Genomic DNA, 20266 nt, shown 5'->3' on the forward strand with positions numbered 1-20266 from the left:
GCCGCCGAGGTTCAGCGGGCGCTCGAGGATCGTCTCCAGACGAGCATCGACGCCGTACCCTCTCCGCGCTCGGTAGCGGGGGCATGGACAGATCTGATGCCCGAGGATGTCCCGCCGCTGACGCCGGATGTCACGCCGGCCTCCGAGAGCGCCGCGCCGATCGACCTGGCCGCCGAGCGGACCGACCGGGCGAACTCGGCCGGACGCGGCCGGCGACGCGCGCCCGCCGGCGCAGGTGCCGGTGACGATGCCGACGAGGTGGCGATCGCCGAGCGGGGTCTCGTGAAGAAGCTCCGCGGGCGGCAGCTGTCCGTGTCGGAGGCCAAGACCTACCTCGGCCAGTACGACCTCGATGCGGACGCCGTCGCGGCCCTCCTCGACGCCTTTCTCGAGCGCGGGTATCTCGACGACGCGCGCCTGGCCGAGCAGGTCGTGCATTCCGGCGTCGACCGAAAGGGCCAGGGGCGCCAGGTCATCTCCCAGAGCCTCGCCAAGCGCGGCGTGCCCCGCGACGTGGCCGACGCGGCGCTCGCGGAGCTTCCCGATGACGATGCCGAGCGCGCACTCGAGTTCGCCAGGTCGAAAGCCGGCTCACTGCGTGGGCTCGAACGCGATGTCGCGCTCCGCCGACTGGCGGGGCAACTCGCCCGGCGGGGATACGGCGGCTCCATGGCGCTGAACGCCGCGCGGACGGCTCTCGAAGAGACCATGCGTCCCGCCGGCCGGGTGAGGTTCGAAGAGACCTGAGCCGGTGCCGTCCGAGACAGTCACCGTCGGGGCGCGGTGGCCGCTGCCTGGCAGCGACGCGCGGTGACGCTGGGCATCCGCGGGCGCGCCGGGGCCGGCATCCGTCCACAGTCTCCGTGCCGGCGCACGGCTCGTAGAATGGCGGGATCATGTCTTCGCCTTCCGCTACTCCGACTCTCATCGCGCCGTCACCGGCTGCGAACGACGTCGACGGCCGCGCCCGCACCTACGAGGTGCGCACGTTCGGCTGCCAGATGAACGTGCACGACTCCGAGCGCCTCTCCGGTTCGCTCGAGAGCGCGGGCTACGTCCGGGCAGAGGCGGGCGAAGAGGCCGACGTCGTCGTCATCAACACCTGCGCCGTCCGCGACAACGCCGCAGGCAAGCTGTACGGCACGCTCGGTCACCTCAAGTCCCGCAAGGACAAGCACGAGGGCATGCAGATCGCCGTCGGCGGATGCCTGGCGCAGATGGACAAGGACACGGTGCAGCAGAAGGCGCCCTGGGTGGATGTCGTCTTCGGCACCCACAACATGGGATCGCTGCCGAGCCTGCTCGAGCGTGCACGCCACAACGGCGAGGCGGAGCTCGAGATCCTCGAATCGCTCGAGATCTTCCCTTCGACCCTTCCCACCAAGCGCGACAGCATCTACAGCGGGTGGGTGTCGATCTCGGTCGGCTGCAACAACACGTGCACGTTCTGCATCGTGCCCAGCCTGCGTGGCAAAGAGAAGGACCGTCGCCCCGGCGACATCCTCAACGAGATCCGCCTCCTGGTCGACGACGGCGCGATGGAGGTCACCCTCCTCGGCCAGAACGTCAACTCGTACGGCGTCGAGTTCGGCGACCGCCAGGCGTTCGGCAAGCTGCTGCGTGCCGCGGGCGCGATCGAGGGCCTGGAGCGCATCCGCTTCACCAGCCCGCACCCTGCCGCGTTCACCGACGACGTCATCGATGCGATGGCCGAGACGCCCGCCGTCATGCCGCAGCTGCACATGCCGCTGCAGTCCGGCAGTGACCGCATCCTGAAGGCGATGCGCCGGTCGTACCGCAGCGAGCGGTTCCTCGGCATCCTCGATCGGGTGCGCGCGAAGATGCCCGACGCGGCGATCACCACCGACATCATCGTCGGGTTCCCGGGCGAGACCGACGAAGACTTCGAAGACACCATGCGGGTCGTGGAGCAGGCGCGCTTCGCCAGTGCGTTCACCTTCCAGTATTCGATCCGCGAGGGCACACCGGCGGCCACGATGCCCGACCAGGTGCCCAAGGAGGTCGTGCAGGAGCGCTACCAGCGCCTGATCGCCCTCCAGGAGCGCATCTCGCTGGAGGAGAACGAGAAGCAGCTCGGCCGCGAGCTGCAGGTGCTCGTGTCCTCGGCCGAGGGCAAGAAGGACGCCGAGACCCACCGGCTCACCGGCAGGGCCGAAGACAACCGTCTCGTGCACTTCGAGGTTCCGGCGGGCTCCGTGGTCCCTCGCCCGGGCGACGTCGTGTCGGTGGTGGTGACGCATGCCGCGCCGTTCCACCTGCTCGCGGACGCGTCCGACGGCGCGCCGCTGCGCATCCGCCGGACGCGGTCGGGCGACGCGTGGGACCGTGCGCAGGCCGAGTCGTGCGCCGTGCCCGCGCCGGCGGGCTCAGCAGGCGCACCGCGCTCCGTGTCGCTCGGACTGCCGACGCTCCGCCTCGGCGTCTGAGCCCCACGGTGAGCCCCCGGCCCCCGGAGGACGAAGCCGCGGCCGCGCAGCCGCAGCTGTGGGCCGTGGTCGGCGCCACGGGTACCGGCAAGACCGCGCTGTCGCTCGACCTCGCCGAGGCTCTCAAGGCCCGCGGGCGGCCGGCGGAGATCGTCAATGCCGATGCCATGCAGCTCTACCGCGGCATGGACATCGGCACCGCCAAGCTGCCCGAACGCGAGCGGCGCGGCATCCCGCATCACCTCTTCGACGTGCTCGAGGTCACCGACGACGCGGCGGTCGCCTGGTATCAGGATGCCGCGCGCACCGCCATCCGCGAGATCCACGGCCGCGGCGCCGACGCCGTGCTGGTGGGCGGGTCGGGGCTGTACGTGTCGAGCGTGCTCTTCGACTTCCGCTTCCCGCCCCGCGATGAGCTGTTGCGAGCGCGGCTGGAGGCGGAACTGGACGCGCACGGTCCCGGTGCGCTGTACACGCGGCTGCGAGAGATCGACCCGGCCACGGCGGCCAAGGTCGACCCGCGCAACGGCCGCCGGGTGGTGCGGGCCCTCGAGGTCCTCGAGCTCGGCGAGCACACACACGGCGCGGTGCTGCCCGAGGAGCCCGTGCTCTGGCACGACGCCACCCGGATCTTCGGCGTGGCCGTGCCCCGCGAGGAGCTCGTCGCCCGCCTGGACACCCGCGTCGAGGGGATGTGGCGCGACGGAATCCTCGACGAGGTGCGCGCGCTGCGCGACCAAGGGCTCGAGCGAGGCGTCACCGCCCGCCGCGCGATCGGCTACGCGCAAGCCCGCGCCCAGCTGTCGGGGCAGATGGCCGAAGGCGAGGCGATCGCGGAGACCCAGGCGCTCACACGCCGGTATGCCCGCCGCCAGGTGTCGTGGTTCCGCCGCTACGCTGCGCTGCGCTGGGTGGAATCCGGAGTGGATGCCGCAGTGCTGGCAGACTCGTCGGCATGAGCATCGCGATCCGGTCCTTCGCCCTGGCCGACACCGAAGCCGTCGTCTCGCTGTGGCAGGCGACGGGGCTGACCCGCCCGTGGAACAACCCGTACCAGGACATCAGCCGCAAGCTCTCGGTCCAACCGGAGCTGTTCCTCGTCGGCGTCGATGCCGGCTCGATCGTCGGTTCCGTCATGGCCGGATACGACGGACACCGCGGGTGGCTCTACTACCTGGCGAGCGCTCCTGACCGGCGGGGGCAGGGCATCGGCAGGCTGCTGGTCGAGGAAGCCGAGGAGCGTCTGCTCGCGATGGGGTGTCCGAAGGTGCAGCTCATGGTGCGCCCCGACAACAACGCCGCGCAGGGCTTCTATCGCGAGCTCGGTTATGAGCCGTTCGAGACCTGGACGACCGGCAAGCGGCTCATCGCCGACTGATCGGACCGACGACCTCCCGACTGCTGTCACCTGACTCCTCCTCGGCGCGCTCGGGCTCGAGGGGGCCTCCGATGTAGTAGCTGCGCAGACTCTGACGCAGCCGCTGTGCCAGCGGGCCGACAGTGCTGCCGGTCGCCCGGCGATCCGCCGGCGGCGCACCGTCGGGCGTGGCGAGCCGCGCCCGCTCGGTCTCGTCGAGCGGCTGGTGGATCTCGACGTACTCACCGCCGGGAAGGCGGACGATCCGCCCCGTCTCGTAGCCGTGGCGGAGCAGTCCGGCGTCCTTCCGCTGCAGGCCGAAGCAGATGCGGCGAGCCACCGTGAAGGCCACGAACGGCCCGACGACGAGTGCCACTTGCAGGGCCGTGATCACGTGCTCGATGCTCATCGAGAACGCCGTGGCGATGATATCGGCGCCGCCCGCGGCCCAGAGGACGCCTACGAATACCAGGCCGGCGACTCCGAGCCCGGTGCGCGTCGGGGCGTGGCGCGGCCGGTCCAGGAGGTGGTGGTCGCCGCGGTCGCCCGTGACCCCCTCCTCGAGGAACGGGTAGGCGGCGACGAACGCGAAGAAGGCGCCGACGATGGCCAGCGGGGCGAGGATAGCCAGCGTCCACGTACGGCCCAGCCACACGACCTCCCAGCCGGGCGGCACGAGGCGCAGGGCGCCGTCGAGGAACCCGGTGTACCAGTCCGGCTGGCTCCCCGCCCCGGCGTTACCCGGGTCGGCAGGGCCGTAGAGCCAGATGGGGCTCACCGTGACCGTCGCCGAGATGAGCAGCAGCAGGCCGGTGACGACGAGGAACAGCCCGCCCGCCCGCGTGACGGCCGTCGGGATGAGTGCGACGCCGACGACGTTCTCGGGAGTACGACCCCGCCCGGGGAACTGCGGCGGGCCGTGCTGCCACGCCCCGAGGGCTCGCAGCGCCACCAGCAGGAGGAGTGCGCCGGGGAACACCACGACGTGCAGCGGGTACAGGTTCTCGATGATGCGGCCGGGAAAGGGCCCGCCGAAGAGGACCGACGCGAGCCACGTGCCGATGACGGGGATGCCGAGGAGAATGCCCTCGACGATGCGCAGGCCGGTGCCGGAGAGCATGTCGTCGGGCAGCGCGTAGCCGCTCCATCCGCTCGCGAGGGCGGCGATCAGGGCGAGGAGCAGCAGCACCCACAGGGCGCGCCGCGGCCGCCGGAAGGCGCCGGTGAAGAAGGTCGCCGCCAGCTGGACGACGATCGCTGCGGGCAGCAGCAGCGCGGCCCAGTGATGCGCTTGTCGCAGCACCACGCCGCCGGGCACGTCGAACGTCACCCGCATCGTCGAGGCGAACGCCTGCGACACCGTGGCGCCGTGCAGCGGCGCGTACGACCCGTCGTACACGGTGGCCTCGCTCGAGGGCGTGTAGAAGAACATCAGCAGGATGCCGGTCACGGTCACGACGACGATGGATGCCACGGTGACGATGCCGAACAGGTTCGTCCAGTGAGTGGGGACGCGGCGCCGCCGGAGTGCCGCCCACGTGTCATCGACGCGGTGACCGAGCACCGTGATCCTCCCGATGCGCTCGGCGGCTCGGTCCGTCACGGATCGACGGCGCCGACCCCGGTCGCCCGTCCGCTCGGTCTCGCTCGCGATCCTGCGCATGCCGTCTCCTCGTGATGGTCCTATCCACAAGACACCGCGGGGCTGCCGGATGTGACAGCGGCCACCTCCGGCGCCGAGGAGGAGGGTGCGCCGACGACCGTAGACTGTGACGATGCCGCAGACGATCGCGTTCACCAAGGGCCACGGCACGGGCAACGACTTCGTGATCGTCCCCGACCCCGATGGGACGCTCGATCTCACCGACGACCAGGTCGCGGTGCTGTGCGACCGGCGCTTCGGCATCGGCGGCGACGGCATCCTTCGAGTGGTGCGCGCGAGCGCGATCGCCGAGGGGGCCGAAGCGGCGGGCTTCGGCGCCGAGTGGTTCATGGACTACCGCAACGCCGACGGCTCGAAGGCCGAGATGTGCGGCAACGGCATCCGGGTCTTCGTGCGCTACCTCGTGGACGTCGGATGGGCCGATGTCGACGCGGCGCCGCTCGCCATCGGCACCCGGGCGGGCGTCAAGACCGTCACCCGCAGTGACGGCACACTCGGCGAGAAGGGCTTCGAGGTCGACCTCGGCCGTTTCGCCGTCGACGACTCGGGGGTGCTGGTGCGCACCCGTGCCGGGGGTGCTCCCCGTCCCGGGATCGGGATCGACGTCGGCAACCCGCACGTCGTCGTGGCGCTGCCCGACGACGCGGAACTCGAGGGCCTCGACCTCGCGGCCCAGCCGCAGCTGCACCCCGAGCCGCCGCACGGCGCCAACATCGAATTCGTGGTCCCCAGCGACCCGCTCGTGCACGAGGGCGTCGGATCGATCCGTATGCGCGTGTTCGAGCGGGGGGTCGGCGAGACGCTCAGCTGTGGCACGGGCGTCGCCGCGGCGGCGCTGGCAGTGCGGCATTGGGCGGGCCCCGCGGCCCCCGACCACTGGGTCGTGGATGTGCCCGGCGGCACCCTCGGCGTGCGGATGCCGGAGGTCGACGGCGAGCGGCACGTGCTGCTGTCCGGGCCGGCGACCCTGGTCTACACCGGCGAAGTCACCCTCGCCTGACGGCTCTCAGATCTCCGGCAGCGAGATCGGCTCGCTCTGGGGCGAGCCGTGGCGCCGCACCTTGAGCACGCGGAACCCGCGGGCGGTGGCCGCACGGTACACGCTGAAGCGGCGATCGAGCGTCGATGCGAGCCATCGCTGCAGCGAGTCCGAGCCGAGATTGCGCTGCACCACGAGCCAGGCGTCCGCCCGCTCGTCGAGGCGGGGAATCCACCGCTCGAGCAGTCCGTGCAGCTCGTTCTTGCCGACGCGGATAGGCGGATTCGAGCGGATGGTGCGGAAGACGATGTCGTCGGGAACATCGTCGGGCAGCGCGGCGTTGACATTGTCGAGTCCGAGGTCGGCGGCATTGCGTCGCACGAGGTCCAGTGCTCGCTCGTTCACGTCGACGGCCCACACGGTCGCGTGCGGGGCGTCGAGTGCCAGGGTGAGTGCGATCGGTCCCCACCCGCAGCCGAGGTCGAGGAAGTTCCCGCCGGCCGGTGGCGGGGGAGTGTTCGTCAGCAGCACCGCGGTTCCCGCATCCACGTGGTCGGGGCTGAAGACGCCCCCGGCGGTCGTGACTTCGAGGTCGCGTCCGGCGAGCGAGACGCGGATGCGGCGCAGGTTCTCGGGGCTGGCGGGCGTCGCACTGAAGTAGTGGTCGCTCCCCATGGCTGACGAGCCTAGCGGAGGTGCTCCCCGGGAGGGGAGCGTAGAATTCACGGACGCCGCGAACCGGCCGATGAGCGCCGGAAAAGGCATCCCGAAAGGAACACATGACGGATACGACGACACCCCAGAGCACCGACGATACGCCGGTCGACCCGGTGGATCGCGTGCTGGCGCGCGCTGAAGCGCGCTCGGGGGTGCACGTCTTCGGAGCCGCCCAGGCGCTCCAGGACGAGACCACGATCGGGCGTGCGGACACCGACGGCGAGCAGTGGGACCGCGAGGAGCGCGCCGCGCTGCGTCGCGTTCCCGGGCTGTCCACCGAGCTCGAGGACGTCACCGAGGTCGAGTACCGACAGCTGCGACTCGAGAACGTCGTGCTGGTCGGCGTGCACGCGCAGGGCGAGACGGAGGATGCCGAGAACTCGCTGCGCGAGCTCTCGGCGCTGGCAGAGACCGCCGGCGCCGTCGTGCTCGACGGCGTGCTGCAGCGGCGGCCCCACCCGGACCCCGCGACCTACGTCGGCCGCGGCAAGGCCGAGGAGCTGCGCGACATCGTGGCCGCGGTCGGCGCGGACACGGTGATCGCCGACACCGAGCTGGCGCCCAGCCAGCGACGTGCGCTCGAGGACGTCGTGAAGGTCAAGGTGATCGACCGCACCACCGTGATCCTGGACATCTTCAGCCAGCACGCCAAGAGCCGAGAGGGCAAGGCGCAGGTCGAACTCGCCCAGCTCGAGTACCTGCTCCCGCGCCTGCGCGGATGGGGTGACTCGATGAGCCGGCAGGCCGGTGGCCAGGTCGGTGCCGGCGGTGCGGGCATGGGTTCGCGCGGACCCGGTGAGACGAAGATCGAGCTCGACCGCCGCCGCATCCGCACGAGGATGGCGATGCTGCGTCGCCAGATCCGCGAGTTCACGCCCGCCCGCGACGCCAAGCGAGCCGAGCGCAAGCGGAACACGATCCCGTCGGTCGCGATCGCCGGGTACACGAACGCCGGCAAGTCGTCGCTGCTGAACCGGCTGACGAGCGCCGGGGTGCTGGTCGAGAACGCGCTGTTCGCGACGCTGGATGCCACCGTCCGGCGCAGCGAGACGAGCGACGGCCGCGTCTACACGCTGACCGACACCGTGGGCTTCGTGCGCAATCTGCCTCACCAGCTGGTCGAGGCGTTCCGCTCGACGCTCGAGGAGGTCGGCGACGCCGACGTCATCGTGCACGTCGTCGACGGGTCCCACCCCGACCCCGCCGCACAGCTCGCGACGGTACGGGATGTCATCGGCGATGTGGGAGCGCGTGACGTTCCCGAGCTGATCGTGTTCAACAAGGCCGATCTCGTCGACGACGACACGCGTCTGCTGCTGCGCGGTCTCGAGCCGAAGGCGATCTTCGCGTCGTCCCGCACCGGCGAGGGCATCGACGAGCTGCGGACCGCGATCGAGGAGGCGCTGCCGCTCCCGGCCGTGGAGGTGCATGCTCTCGTGCCGTACGACCGCGGCGACCTCGTGTCGGCGATCCACGAGCAGGGCATGATCCTCTCGCAGGCGCACGAAGAGGGCGGCACGGCCGTGCACGCCCGCGTGGGGCAGCATCTCGCCGCGCGTCTCGCACCTTTCGAGGTCTGAGAGCCGACGCTTCTCGTCGGTCCGGGGCGTTTCGTCTCGCTCGTTCCTCGCTCGCTCAACGACCGGGACTCAGAGCTCGCTCGCTCAACGACCGGGACGCAGAGCTCGCTCGCTCAACGACCGGGACTCAGAGCTCGCTCGTTCGACGGCCGGACTCAGAGCTCGCTCGCTCGACGACCGGGACTCAGAGCCCGCTCGCTCAACGACCGGGACTCAGCGTCCCGGTCGTCGAGCGCGGCGTGCGCGCTCGCGCCCGGCGACGACACGCAGGAGCGCGGCGTACGCCTCACTCCAGCTCGAGCGGCGGCACCCCCGGCGTCTCGAAGCCGAGCACCTGACCGAGGAACGCGAGCTCGGCCTCCATCGTGCGGACGAGGGTCGCAGCGCCGCGGAATCCGTGCCCTTCGCCCTCGAAGGCCAGATAGGCGTGGGCGATGCCGTTCGCGGCGAGGGCGTCCCGCACCGCCTCCGACTGCGACGGCGGCACGACCAGGTCGTCGAGGCCCTGCTCGATCAGCAGCGGCGTCCGCATCCGGTCGAGGTGCGTCAGCGGTGACCGCTCGACGTACAGCGCCTCGGCCGACGGCAGCGGCCCCACCATGCCGTCGAGGTAGCGGGCCTCGAAGTCGTGGGTGTCCGCGGCGAGGCGCCGCAGATCCGCGACGCCGTAGCGACTGATGCCCGCGGCGAAGACGTCGGAGTTCGCAAGCGCGCACAGCACGGTCCAGCCGCCGGCCGAGCCGCCGGCGATCGCGAGCCGGCGGGCGTCGGCCGCTCCCGAGGCGGCGAGCCCCTGCGCCGCGGCGACGACGTCGTCAACGTCCACGACACCCCACTGCCCCAGCAGACGCTCGCGGTAGACGCGGCCGTACCCGCTCGAGCCGCCGTAGTTGACGTCGAGCACGCCGATGCCGCGGCTCGTCAGGTAGGCGATCTTCCCGGATGCCGCGCCGCCGACATGGTCGGTGGGCCCGCCGTGGACGAACACGACGTAAGGGGGCTTCTCGTCATCGGGTCCCACCACGCCCGGGTTCGTCGGCGGGTAGTCGAAGGCGTGCACCGGGCCGTGCGGCCCGGGCATGGTGACGGCGCGGGGCTGCGGCATCCATTCCGCGCCCCAGGGCGAGCCGCCGCCGGCGATCAGCTGCGTCGCAGCCGGGTCGTCGACGTCCAGCTCCCAGAGCCCGGCGCCGCCGGAGCCTGCGCCGGAGATCAGCACGCGCCGCCCGCGGGCGTCCTCGATCGAGAGCCGCGTGACGGCATCGAGCGGCAGGATGCGCGTGGCCCCGGTGGGCTCGATCAGCACGAGGTGGTCGGCGCCGTTCGTGCGGGCGGCGACGACCCGCCCATCGTCCAGCGCCGCGAACCAGCGGGTCCCGAGCACCCACAGCGGGCCGCCGGTGTCGGCATCGGCCGGCGCGAACGGCTCGTGGTGCAGGTCGGCCGTGAGCCGGAGGCGCCAGAGGTTCCACCTCCCGGTCGGATCGTCGGCGTAGAGCAGGTCGTCGTCGCCGACCCACACCGGCTGCAGCGGGGAATGGAAATCGCCGTCGGACGACTCGCCCCCGGCCACGGTGGTCCATTCCACGACCTCGCCGTCCTCGAGCCGGCCGATCCGAAGCTCGGCGCGGTCCCACGCCATGTGCGGGTGATCCCAGGCGATCCACGCCAGGCGGGTGCCGTCGGGCGACAGCGCGGGATGGGCGACGAAGTCGCTGCCGCCGGCCAGCGATGTCAGCCGTGAAGGATGCTCCGCTGCCGAGCCGTCGAGCGGAACGTCGACGATGTCGCGCACCGGCGCGGCTCCCGCCCTGTGGTCTTCGCGCACTGCCAGCAGTCGGCCGTGCTGCAGCGTCAACCCGCCGTAGCGGACATCGCCGGCATCGGGCGTGAGGGGGCGCGGCTCCTCACCCCGGGCGAGACTCCAGATGCGCTGGTCGGCCTTCTCCACGAAGAGCAGCACGCCATGGTCGTCGGCGGTCCAGGATCCGCCGCCGTACTCGTGCACCCGCGATCGCGCACTCCACGGGGCGGGAAGGACATCCACGACCGCTCCGGATGCCTCCCGCCGGCGCACGGTGGAACGGCCGCCCTCCTCGGGCACCGACTCGCCCCACCACACGTCGCCCCGCCTCGTCCGGGCCGCGGCGCCGCCGGTCTCCCCGGGCCGCACCTCACCGGCGCGGACGAAGCGGGCGCCTTCGATGCGCGACGACCCCGCCGACACCTCGGCGGCGGAGATGGGGGATGGCCAGCTGCCATAGGGAAGAACATCGCGGGTCGTCACGCCCCCACGCTACGACCAACGGGTGCGCGATGCGATCGAAACAGTACGTCACAGGCGGTTCCGCACGGACATGCTCCGCTACCGTGGACGCATCGACGCCCGGTCGTCCGCGAGGACGCCCCCGAACCTCGGGGTGCCGGGCAGGAGCGACAGCCGAGCCCGGCACCCGCCCGCGATGACACCCCTTCTGCCACGCATGTCATGAACAGCGCGGCGGAGGAGAGGTGCCGCGGCCGACCGGGTCCTCCCGTTCGGCTGAGCCCGATTCCGATCCTGAGAAGCAGGCCCATGTCCATCGACCTGAGCACTCCTCCCGTGCCGATCTCGTTCGAGGTGTATCCGCCCCGATCCGAGGCCGGCGTCGCCGCGCTGCACGAGACCATCCGCCATCTGGCGTCGGTGGACCCCAGGTTCATCTCCGTCACGTACGGCGCGGGCGGATCCACCGGCGGCCGGTCCCTGGAGCTTCTGACCCACATCCTCCGCGAGACCCACGTCGAGCCGCTCGCCCACCTCACGTGCGTGGGGAACACCTACGCCGGCGCCAACACGCTGATCCGCGAATTCCTGGATGCCGGGATCACGAGCTTCCTCGCCCTCCGCGGCGACCCGCCGGCCGGGGCATCCGAGGACGACGCCTTCCTGGGCGATCTCGCAAGCGCCGCGGAGCTCGTGCAGCTGATCGACCGCGTGCAGGCGGAGCGCGAGCCGTACACCGAGGCACCCATCCCGGGCGTGCCCGGCGCCGCGCGGGTCGAGAAGCGGCCCCGGGTCGACATCGCGGTCGCCGCGTTCCCGAACGGACATCCCCGCTCCCGCCACGCGTTCGAGGACATCGACGCGCTCCTCGCGAAGCAGGCGGCGGGCGCCACCCTCGCGATCACCCAGCTGTTCTTCCACGCCGACGACTACCTCGCGTTCGTGGCGCGTTCGCGCGACGCCGGCGTCACCATCCCGATCCTGCCGGGCATCATGCCGATCACCTCCAGCACCCGGCTGCGGCGCGTGCTCGAGCTCAGCGGCGAGGCGCTTCCGGCCGACCTCGCGATCGCGCTCGACGTCGAGCCGACGGTCGAGGGGCAGCGCGACATCGGCATCGCCCATGCCGCGCGCCTCGCCCGCGAGGTTCTCGACGGCGGTGCTCCGGGCATCCATCTCTACGCGTTCAACAACCACGACACGGTCCTCGCGGTGCTGCGCGAAGCCGGCGTGCTCGTCTCGGCGACGCGAATGTCCCACGCCGTCCACTGATCCGGACGCCACGATCCGTCGGCTGGCCCGACGGTCTCTTCGGCGACCCCGAAACCCCAGTCCCAGATCCACGAAGCGAAAGAGAGAGCACGATGACCGAACCCCGCATCACCTTCCCCCACGGCACGATCCTGGGCTATCCCCGGATCGGGCGCCGCCGCGAGCTGAAGCGCGCGGTCGAGGCGTATTGGGCCGGCAGGACCGACGCCGAGACCCTCGAGCAGACGGCGGCCGACCTGCGCCGCGCGACGCGCGAGCGCCTCGCCGAGCTCGGCCTCGGCCGCGACGACTCGTCGATCCCGGAGTCGTTCTCGTTCTACGACCAGGTGCACGACGCGGCCGTCGCGGTCGGCGCGCTGCCCGACCGGTTCGCCACGCTTCGCGATGCCGACGGCGGCATCGGCCTGGACGCGTACTTCACCGCCGCGCGCGGCGCGGGCGAGGACGCACCCCTCGAGATGACCAAGTGGTTCGACACGAACTACCACTACCTCGTGCCCGAGGTCGGCCCCGAGACGGTCTTCGCCCTCTCGAGCGACCGCTTCGCGCGCCAGGTGGCAGAGGCGAAGGCCGACGGATTCACCGTTCGTCCGGTGATCGTGGGCCCGGTGACGCTCCTCGCGCTCGCCAAGGCGACGGATGCCGCGCCCCAGGGCTTCGACCCGCTCAGCCGGCTCGACGACCTGCTGCCGGTGTACACGGAGCTGCTCGCGAGTCTGCGGGCCGCGGGTGCGGAGTGGGTGCAGCTGGACGAGCCTGCGCTCGTCAGTGAGAGTCTGCGGGCCGATGCGGCCACGCTGGCAGATGCCGCGGCCCGCGCATATGCCGCGCTCGGGGTTCGTGGTGACCGGCCCGCGATCCTGGTCGCGGCCGGCTACGCGCAGCTGTCGACCGAGGCGTGGACGGCGCTCGCGGCGGCTCCCATCGAGGCGGTCGCCATCGACCTGACCCGTGGTGCGGTGCCCGAGGCCGCGCCGGGACTGGACCGCAAGACGCTCGTGGGCGGGGTCATCGACGGACGCAACGTGTGGCGAGGCGATCTCGACGCCGCGTGGGAGCGACTGCAGGCGCTGAACGCGCTCGGAGCGTCGGAGATCAGCACCGGCACCTCGACCTCGCTGCAGCACGTGCCGCACGACGTCGCCGACGAGTCGGCCCTGGATCCGCGCCTCGCGTCGTGGCTCGCGTTCGCCGACCAGAAGGTCGGGCAGGTGGTGACCCTCGCGCGCGGCCTGGTCGACGGCCGTCCCGCCATCGCGGAGGCGCTGGCCGAGGCATCCGCCGCCCTCGCCGACCGTCGCCATGCGCCGGGTGTCCGCGACGGGGCGGTGCGGGAGAGGGCGTCGGCGCTCGCCGCGGACGACTTCGCCCGCGGCGACTACGACGATCGGGTCGCCGCTCAGGAGGCCGAGCTCGCGCTCCCCGTGCTGCCGACGACCACGATCGGATCGTTCCCGCAGACCGGCGAGATCCGGCGCGCGCGTGCGCGCCACGGCCGTGGCGAGCTCAGCGCCGACGAGTACGAGAGCTTCCTGCGCGACGAGATCGCGCAGGTGGTGACGCTGCAGGAGGACATCGGCCTCGACGTCCTGGTGCACGGCGAGGCCGAGCGCAACGACATGGTGCAGTACTTCGCCGAGAACCTCGACGGCTTCGCCGTCACCGAGAACGGCTGGGTGCAGTCGTACGGCTCGCGGGCGACCCGTCCGTCGATCCTCTGGGGCGACGTCGCACGTCCCGAGGCGATCACCGTCACATGGTCGGCGTTCGCGCAGTCGCTCACCGACAAGCCGATGAAGGGCATGCTGACCGGCCCGGTGACGATCCTGGCGTGGTCGTTCGTCCGCGACGACCAGCCGCTGGGGGAGACCGCGAACCAGGTGGCCCTCGCCCTCCGCGACGAGATCGCCGACCTCGAGGAGGCGGGCATCCGCGTCATCCAGGTCGACGAGCCGGCGCTGCGCGAACTCCTGCCGCTCAAGCGCGCCGATCAGGCCGCGTACCTGGAGTGGTCGGTCGGCTCATTCCGCCTCGCCACTGCAGGCGCTGCCCCGGCCACACAGGTGCACACCCACCTCTGCTACTCGGAATTCGACGTCGTAATCGAGGCGATCGCGGCGCTGGACGCCGACGTGACCTCGATCGAGGCCGCGCGCAGCCGCGGCGAGGTGATCGGGGACATCGCCACGTCCGGCTTCGCCGCCGGCATCGGACCCGGCGTGTACGACATCCACTCGCCGCGCGTGCCGTCCGTCGGCGAGATCACCGAGCTCCTCGACCGCACGGTTGCCGAATTGCCGCTGCGCCGCGTCTGGGTCAACCCGGACTGCGGGCTGAAGACCCGCGGGTACGACGAGACCGTCGCGTCGCTGAAGAACCTCGTGGCGGCGACGCAGGCGGTGCGCGCGGTGGTTCCGGCCTAGGGGCGCTTCTTCGATCCGGGTGCCGCGGCCGTCTCGGTCGCGGCACCCCTCGTCTCGGGCGTGAGGTCGCGCGTCGGGGTCTCGTCGGCGAGCAGGATCTCCACCGTGGGATTGGCGTCGTCGGCCCCGATGGGTACGCCGCTGTAGAGCAGGTCCGTGTCGCTGACCGCGGTCACCTCCTCGGGGCGTCGCTGCAGCAGTTCGAGGATCCAGGCGACGCCGAATGCGACGACAGCCACGAGTACGATGTCGCCGACCGACAGCGGCCGCAGCAAGAAGAGCCAGATCACCGCGAGCACGGCGATGAGGGTCCGCACCAGGACGCGCTGCCGGCCGAGCCACAGGCCGAACGAATCGGTGTCGAGTCCTCGCCGGGCCAGCTCGCGCCGCCCCGACGCATTCATGCTGTCGATGGCACTGCGCACGCCGCGTGCCGGAGCCGACCTGCCGGTCACCCAGCCCAGAATCGCGATGAAGACACCGAGGAACGCGACGACGAGCGCGGTCTGCTGCATGTTGCCGACCAGCTGTTCGTAGATGACGTTCAGCGCGTCGGGAGAGAGGCCGAGTACCCCCGCCGTGACGCCCATGGCGGAATCGCCGATCGCGAGCATGATGGCCAGGGCCACGCCGCCAAGGGCTAATCCGATGCCCGTCCCGAGGACGGCGGCGCTGCGGCGGCGGGCGATCAGGATGCCGAGCCCGAACAGCGCGATCGCGATGATCGGCAGCCAGAGCCCGAGCGTGTTCGCGGCGGCGTAACTGGTGCGGATCGTCGCGAGGTTGTCGCCTTCGCCGAGGATGATGACGCGATCGACGGTGGGGATCAGCTCAGCGGCACCCAGGCCCCGATCGACGAGGTTCTGCTTCACGCGCTCGACGACCGCGCCCAACTGGATCCCCACCCCCTCGTCGGTGCGGACGATGAGTCCGCCGCCGTCGGACGTGGACACGCCCACCAGGGCGCGATGGGCGGCGCGCGTCGCAGTGGCCCACACTTCAGCGAAGGCATCGGACTCGACCACTCGAGTGACCGTCGTCGTCACGAGGCTCTCGAGGCCGTTGGCAGCCGGCGCCTCCAGGAGCTGGAGGGCGTCGGCGGCGCGGGGCGGAAGTCCGAGGCCGGCGATGCCGTCGAAGACGTCCGCGGTGATCTGGTCGAAGTCGACCTGGGCGTTGACCGCCTCCATGGACTCGTCGATGATCATCGACTGCACCGCGGGATCGTCCACCAGCGGCGCCAGCGTGGCGACGAAGGCGTCCTCGTCGGTCAGCTGTACACGGGCCCACGCGCCGACGATCGACACCGGGACGAGGATGGCGGCGATGGTGATGCACAGAGCCGAGAGCAGCGAGCGCCACCATCCATTGCGAGTGCGTGAGGGGGGTGCGGCCTCATCCGGAGCGACCGCGCCCGCCCGGAGTGCTTCGTTCTCGGCCCGCAACGCGGCGAGTTCGGCCTGCAGGTCGACGGTGACTGGCTCGCTCATGAGGCCTCCTCTAGCCGGATGCACTCATTGTGTCGTAGATGCAGCGTCCGGCATCACCCATTCCGTTGGGAATCGTCCGACGCCGGTCAGACGGCTCGCAGCACCGCCACGACCTTGCCGAGCACGGTGGCTTCATCGCCGAGGATCGGCTCGAACGCGGAGTTGCGCGGGAGCAGCCAGGTGTGACCGTCGCGCTGGCGGAACGTCTTGACGGTCGCCTCGCCGTCGAGCATCGCGGCCACGATCTCACCGTTGTCGGCCGTCGCCTGCGACCGGACGACGACCCAGTCGCCGTCGCAGATGGCGGCGTCGATCATCGACTCGCCCGAGACCTTCAGCATGAAGAGGTCGCCCTTGCCCACCAGCTGGCGGGGGAGAGGGAAGATCTCCTCGACCTGCTGCTCGGCCGTGATGGGAACGCCGGCGGCGATGCGCCCGACGAGCGGGACGAGGGCGGCATCACCCACGGAGGGGGAGGCGTCCGCCGGGCTCTCGGTCGCCGTGCCGGGCAGGTCGATCAGCACTTCCATCGCGCGCGTCTTACCCGCATCGCGCCGCAGGTAGCCGCTCAGCTCCAGCTGGTTGAGCTGGTGAGTGACGCTGGAGAGCGACTTCAGGCCGACGGCGTCGCCGATCTCCCGCATGCTCGGCGGGTAGCCGTGACGCGCGATCGAGCGCTGGATCACCTCGAGGATCGCCAGCTGCTTGTCGCTCAGGCTCTTGCGCCGACGAGTCTGGGGCTTTTCGCGCCCGGCCGCGTCGCTCATCTTCCGGCTCCGTCCTGCGCTCGGCGAGGGAGCGCTGTTTCTTCGAATGTCGGAGGCCCGTGGTGGGGTTCTCTTATCGAAACCGTATCCGGATCGCGGGCTTCTGGGGAACATCTCAGCCGCGTGTCGCGTTCGAGAGATCGCCGCCCGGAACCGGTATTGACATCGTACAGACTCGAAGATAGCTTCGGAAGAGAGATTCGCATTCACCGCTCCCGGCCGAGTGGTGAATGCGAATCTCTCCCCAGCACGAGGAGCCCAGCATGACCGCGATCGACTTCACGACCTCCGTCCCGTCGCCGTCCCGCGCCGCGCGTGTCGCGGTGCAGCGGGTGCACAGCTCGGCGCGACAGCTGGCCGGCGGTGCTCCTGTGCCGCTGGGCGCGCAGTCGGCGTCGGGGCGCTCCACGCGGCTCCGCCTGACCCTGCGCGGGCGACGTGTCCTCGCCGTCCTCGCCGCACTGCCGGCCGTGATCGCGCTGACCGCCGCCGTGATCGGCGGGGGAGCGGCACTCGCCTCCCGTGAAGCGGGAGCCCCGGCGGGCTCCTTCCGCACGGTGACGGTGGCTGCCGGCGACTCGCTCTGGAGCATCGCCGAAGAGGTCGCGCCCGAGCGCGATCCACGCGACGTGGTCGACGAGATCGTGCGGTTGAACGCGCTCGACACCGTGGTCGTGCAGGCCGGTCAGAGCATCGCGATCCCCGCGGCGTACGACGACGGCCGCTGACGCGCCGGCGGCTCCGGCGGCTGCCCGCACGGCGATCGACCATCGGACCACGCCTGCCTGTCCCGCCACGTCACGCGGGCCTGCCCGGTCTCGCGACGTCACGCCGGCCTCGCCTGTCTCGCGACGTCACGCGGCGCCGGCGCAGTCGGCCGCGGGCCTAGCATGGGAGAGGTGAGTGCACGTCTCGAAGACCTCCCCTTGCGCGCCGATCTCCGCGGTCAGAAGCCGTACGGTGCTCCGCAGGCGCCGTTGCCGGTGGCCCTGAACGTGAACGAGAACACGCATCCTGTTCCGGCGGAGGTCGCGGACGACATCCTCGACTCGATCGCCCGGGCGCTGAGCGACGTGAACCGCTACCCCGACCGTGAGTTCACGGCACTGCGCGAGGGCTTCGCCGACTATCTGGGTCACGGTCTCACGCGCGACGAGATCTGGGCCGCCAACGGCTCGAACGAGGTCCTGCAGCACATCCTGCAGGCCTTCGCAGGACCGGGCCGGACGGCATTCGGCTTCACGCCCACGTATTCGATGTACCCGCTGCTCACCCGCGGCACGGGCGCCGAGTGGATCTCCGGCACCCGATCGGCTGAGTATTCGATCACGGCGGACGATGCGGCATCCCAGATCGCGGATGCCGCGCCCGACGTGGTGTTCCTCTGCTCGCCCAACAACCCCACCGGCACCCCGCTCGGGCTCGACGTCGTCGAGGCAGCCTACGAGGCGACGGACGGGATCGTGATCGTCGACGAGGCCTATTTCGAGTTCGCTCCGCACGACGAGCGGTCGGCGCTCACGCTGCTGCCGGGACGTGAGCGGCTCGTGGTCTCCCGCACGATGAGCAAGGCGTTCGCCTTCGCGGGCGCCCGCGTCGGGTACATGGCCGCCGACCCCGCGCTCATCGACGCACTTCGCCTGGTGCGCCTGCCGTACCACCTGAGTGCGCTCACGCAGGCCGCCGCGACGGCCGCGCTGCGCCACGCGCCCATCATGCTGGGCATGGTCGACGAGATCGTCACGCAGCGCGACCGCATCTCGGCGACGGTCGAGGCACTGGGCTACACGGCGCACGAGTCGTGGACGAACTTCGTCCTGTTCGGGGGAGTGGCCGATCCTGCCGCCACATGGCAGGCGCTCTACGACCAGGGCGTACTCATCCGCGACGTCGGGATCCCTGCGCACCTGCGGGTGACGGCGGGCACGGCGGACGAGACGACGGCCTTCCTCGACGCGCTGGCCTCGGTAGGATCGGCGGCATGAGCGCCGCACCACGCACCGCAACGCTGCGACGGGCGACGAGCGAGTCGACCGTCGAGCTCGAACTCGATCTGGACGGCACCGGCCGCAGCCGCATCGACACGACGGTGCCGTTCTTCGATCACCTGCTGACGGCGTTCGCGAAGCACTCGCTGACGGATCTGACGGTGCGCGCATCCGGCGACACCGACATCGACGCCCACCACACCGTCGAGGACATCTCGATCGTGCTCGGCCAGGCGATTCGCCAGGCACTCGGAGACAAATCCGGCATCGCGCGCTACGGCGATGCGCTGGTTCCGCTCGACGAGGCGCTGGCCCAGGCCGTCGTCGACATCAGCGGCCGCCCCTACCTCGTTCACGAGGGCGAGCCCGCGGGCTTCGAGCACCACCTCATCGGCGGGCACTTCACGGGTTCGCTGGTGCGGCACACGTTCGAGGCGATCGCGCACAACGCCGCCCTCACGGTGCACGTGCGCGTGCTGTCGGGGCGCGATCCGCACCACATCGCCGAGGCCGAGTACAAGGCGCTCGCGCGGGCGTTCCGCCAGGCGAAGGCGCTCGACCCACTGGTCGAGGGCATTCCCAGCACGAAAGGCGCCCTGTGAGCGAAAGCGCGCCCATGGAAGGCGACCGGCCGCTCGTCGCCGTCCTCGACTACGGTTCCGGGAACGTGCACTCGGCGGTGAAGGCGCTCATCGCCGCCGGCGCCGACGCGCGGCTGACCGCCGACCGCGGCCTCGTCCGCGACGCCGACGGGCTCTTCGTCCCCGGCGTGGGCGCGTTCCGCGCCGTCGCCGAGGCGCTCCGGGCCAGCCGCGGCGACGAGCTCATCGAGCGCCGTCTCGCCGGTGGACGCCCGGTTCTCGGCGTCTGCGTCGGCATGCAGATCTTCTTCGAGCGCGGCGTGGAGCGCGGCGTCGACACCGAGGGGCTCGGTGAATGGCCGGGCGTCGTGACAGAGCTCGACGCTCCGGTCCTGCCGCACATGGGCTGGAACACCGTCGAGCCGGGCGAGGGCACGCGCCTCTTCCGCGGCATCGAGCACGAGCGGTTCTACTTCGTCCACTCCTTCGCCGCGCAGAAGTGGCTGCTCGACGTGCAGCCGCCGTTCCCCGAGCCTGTCCTCACGTGGTGCGACTACGGCGCGCCGTTCCTCGCCGCGGTCGAGAACGGGCCGCTTTCTGCCACCCAGTTCCACCCCGAGAAGTCGGGGGATGCCGGCATCCGTCTGCTGACGAATTGGATCGACGGGCTTCGCAGGGCTACCCTCTGAGACCGTGCCATCTGCGGGAGCGCGTGCTTCCCGGATCCGCCACCCAC

General features: G+C 71.3%; 17 protein-coding genes. 12 read left to right on the top strand and 5 right to left on the bottom strand.

The window, feature by feature from the left end:
* The first annotated feature begins 96 nt into the window (after positions 1 to 96).
* The 4 genes from ABG085_RS07085 to ABG085_RS07100 all read left to right on the top strand — a co-directional run bounded on the left by ABG085_RS07085 (position 97) and on the right by ABG085_RS07100 (position 3825).
* Positions 97 to 747 (top strand): regulatory protein RecX, encoded by a 651-nt coding sequence (locus ABG085_RS07085; protein WP_347978701.1) that lies wholly within the window; start codon positions 97 to 99, stop codon positions 745 to 747.
* A gap of 149 nt (positions 748 to 896) precedes the next feature.
* Positions 897 to 2447, top strand: a complete 1551-nt coding sequence (gene miaB, locus ABG085_RS07090; protein WP_347978702.1) for a tRNA (N6-isopentenyl adenosine(37)-C2)-methylthiotransferase MiaB — start codon at positions 897 to 899, stop codon at positions 2445 to 2447.
* Between the two features lie 8 nt (positions 2448 to 2455).
* Positions 2456 to 3406 (top strand): tRNA (adenosine(37)-N6)-dimethylallyltransferase MiaA, encoded by a 951-nt coding sequence (miaA, locus tag ABG085_RS07095; RefSeq protein WP_347978703.1) that lies wholly within the window; start codon positions 2456 to 2458, stop codon positions 3404 to 3406.
* Positions 3403 to 3825: a GNAT family acetyltransferase gene (locus ABG085_RS07100; RefSeq protein WP_347978705.1), complete on the top strand. Its 423-nt coding sequence runs from the start codon at positions 3403 to 3405 to the stop codon at positions 3823 to 3825. Before miaA ends, ABG085_RS07100 begins: the two co-directional genes overlap by 4 nt.
* On the opposite strand, the gene ABG085_RS07105 is transcribed toward ABG085_RS07100, so the two are convergent.
* Positions 3812 to 5467 carry a cytochrome b N-terminal domain-containing protein gene (locus ABG085_RS07105; protein ID WP_347978706.1) on the bottom strand — a complete coding sequence of 552 codons (1656 nt, stop codon included), beginning with the start codon at positions 5465 to 5467 and terminating at the stop codon, positions 3812 to 3814. The two genes, ABG085_RS07100 and ABG085_RS07105, sit on opposite strands and share 14 nt — an antisense overlap.
* Before the next feature lie 112 nt (positions 5468 to 5579).
* Between ABG085_RS07105 and dapF the strand changes: the two genes are divergently transcribed.
* On the top strand, positions 5580 to 6467 hold the full coding sequence (gene dapF, locus ABG085_RS07110; RefSeq protein ID WP_347978707.1) for a diaminopimelate epimerase: 888 nt from the start codon (positions 5580 to 5582) through the stop codon (positions 6465 to 6467).
* 6 nt (positions 6468 to 6473) lie between these two features.
* On the opposite strand, the gene ABG085_RS07115 is transcribed toward dapF, so the two are convergent.
* Complete coding sequence (locus ABG085_RS07115) at positions 6474 to 7121, bottom strand: methyltransferase (RefSeq protein ID WP_347978708.1); 648 nt, start codon at positions 7119 to 7121, stop codon at positions 6474 to 6476.
* Between the two features lie 104 nt (positions 7122 to 7225).
* Here ABG085_RS07115 and hflX point away from each other — a divergent pair, with 104 nt between their 5' ends.
* A complete protein-coding gene (hflX, locus tag ABG085_RS07120; protein ID WP_347978709.1) occupies positions 7226 to 8743 on the top strand; it encodes a GTPase HflX in 1518 nt (505 codons plus the stop codon).
* A gap of 286 nt (positions 8744 to 9029) precedes the next feature.
* Here the strand turns inward: hflX and ABG085_RS07125 are convergent, their stop codons facing one another.
* On the bottom strand, positions 9030 to 11030 hold the full coding sequence (locus ABG085_RS07125; RefSeq protein ID WP_347978710.1) for a prolyl oligopeptidase family serine peptidase: 2001 nt from the start codon (positions 11028 to 11030) through the stop codon (positions 9030 to 9032).
* 288 nt (positions 11031 to 11318) lie between these two features.
* Here ABG085_RS07125 and ABG085_RS07130 point away from each other — a divergent pair, with 288 nt between their 5' ends.
* On the top strand, positions 11319 to 12281 hold the full coding sequence (locus ABG085_RS07130; RefSeq protein WP_347978711.1) for a methylenetetrahydrofolate reductase: 963 nt from the start codon (positions 11319 to 11321) through the stop codon (positions 12279 to 12281).
* 92 nt (positions 12282 to 12373) lie between these two features.
* Complete coding sequence (metE, locus tag ABG085_RS07135) at positions 12374 to 14704, top strand: 5-methyltetrahydropteroyltriglutamate--homocysteine S-methyltransferase (RefSeq protein ID WP_347978712.1); 2331 nt, start codon at positions 12374 to 12376, stop codon at positions 14702 to 14704.
* Here the strand turns inward: metE and ABG085_RS07140 are convergent.
* Together ABG085_RS07140 and lexA are read right to left on the bottom strand one after the other, a co-directional pair.
* Positions 14701 to 16194: a hypothetical protein gene (locus ABG085_RS07140; protein ID WP_347978713.1), complete on the bottom strand. Its 1494-nt coding sequence runs from the start codon at positions 16192 to 16194 to the stop codon at positions 14701 to 14703. The genes metE and ABG085_RS07140 overlap by 4 nt on opposite strands.
* A gap of 86 nt (positions 16195 to 16280) precedes the next feature.
* Positions 16281 to 16961 (bottom strand): transcriptional repressor LexA, encoded by a 681-nt coding sequence (lexA, locus tag ABG085_RS07145; protein ID WP_163620398.1) that lies wholly within the window; start codon positions 16959 to 16961, stop codon positions 16281 to 16283.
* Between the two features lie 263 nt (positions 16962 to 17224).
* Here lexA and ABG085_RS07150 point away from each other — a divergent pair, with 263 nt between their 5' ends.
* From ABG085_RS07150 to hisH, 4 genes are all read left to right on the top strand, one after another.
* Positions 17225 to 17689 (top strand): LysM peptidoglycan-binding domain-containing protein, encoded by a 465-nt coding sequence (locus ABG085_RS07150; protein ID WP_347978714.1) that lies wholly within the window; start codon positions 17225 to 17227, stop codon positions 17687 to 17689.
* A 162-nt stretch (positions 17690 to 17851) separates the two neighbouring features.
* Positions 17852 to 18946 carry a histidinol-phosphate transaminase gene (locus tag ABG085_RS07155; protein ID WP_347978715.1) on the top strand — a complete coding sequence of 365 codons (1095 nt, stop codon included), beginning with the start codon at positions 17852 to 17854 and terminating at the stop codon, positions 18944 to 18946.
* Positions 18943 to 19551, top strand: a complete 609-nt coding sequence (hisB, locus tag ABG085_RS07160; protein WP_347978716.1) for an imidazoleglycerol-phosphate dehydratase HisB — start codon at positions 18943 to 18945, stop codon at positions 19549 to 19551. Before ABG085_RS07155 ends, hisB begins: the two co-directional genes overlap by 4 nt.
* A 14-nt stretch (positions 19552 to 19565) precedes the next feature.
* On the top strand, positions 19566 to 20219 hold the full coding sequence (hisH, locus tag ABG085_RS07165; RefSeq protein WP_347979301.1) for an imidazole glycerol phosphate synthase subunit HisH: 654 nt from the start codon (positions 19566 to 19568) through the stop codon (positions 20217 to 20219).
* Positions 20220 to 20266: the final 47 nt, after the last annotated feature.

This window comes from Microbacterium sp. ProA8 (assembly GCF_039905635.1).
GTDB classification, from domain to species: Bacteria; Actinomycetota; Actinomycetes; order Actinomycetales; family Microbacteriaceae; genus Microbacterium; species Microbacterium chionoecetis.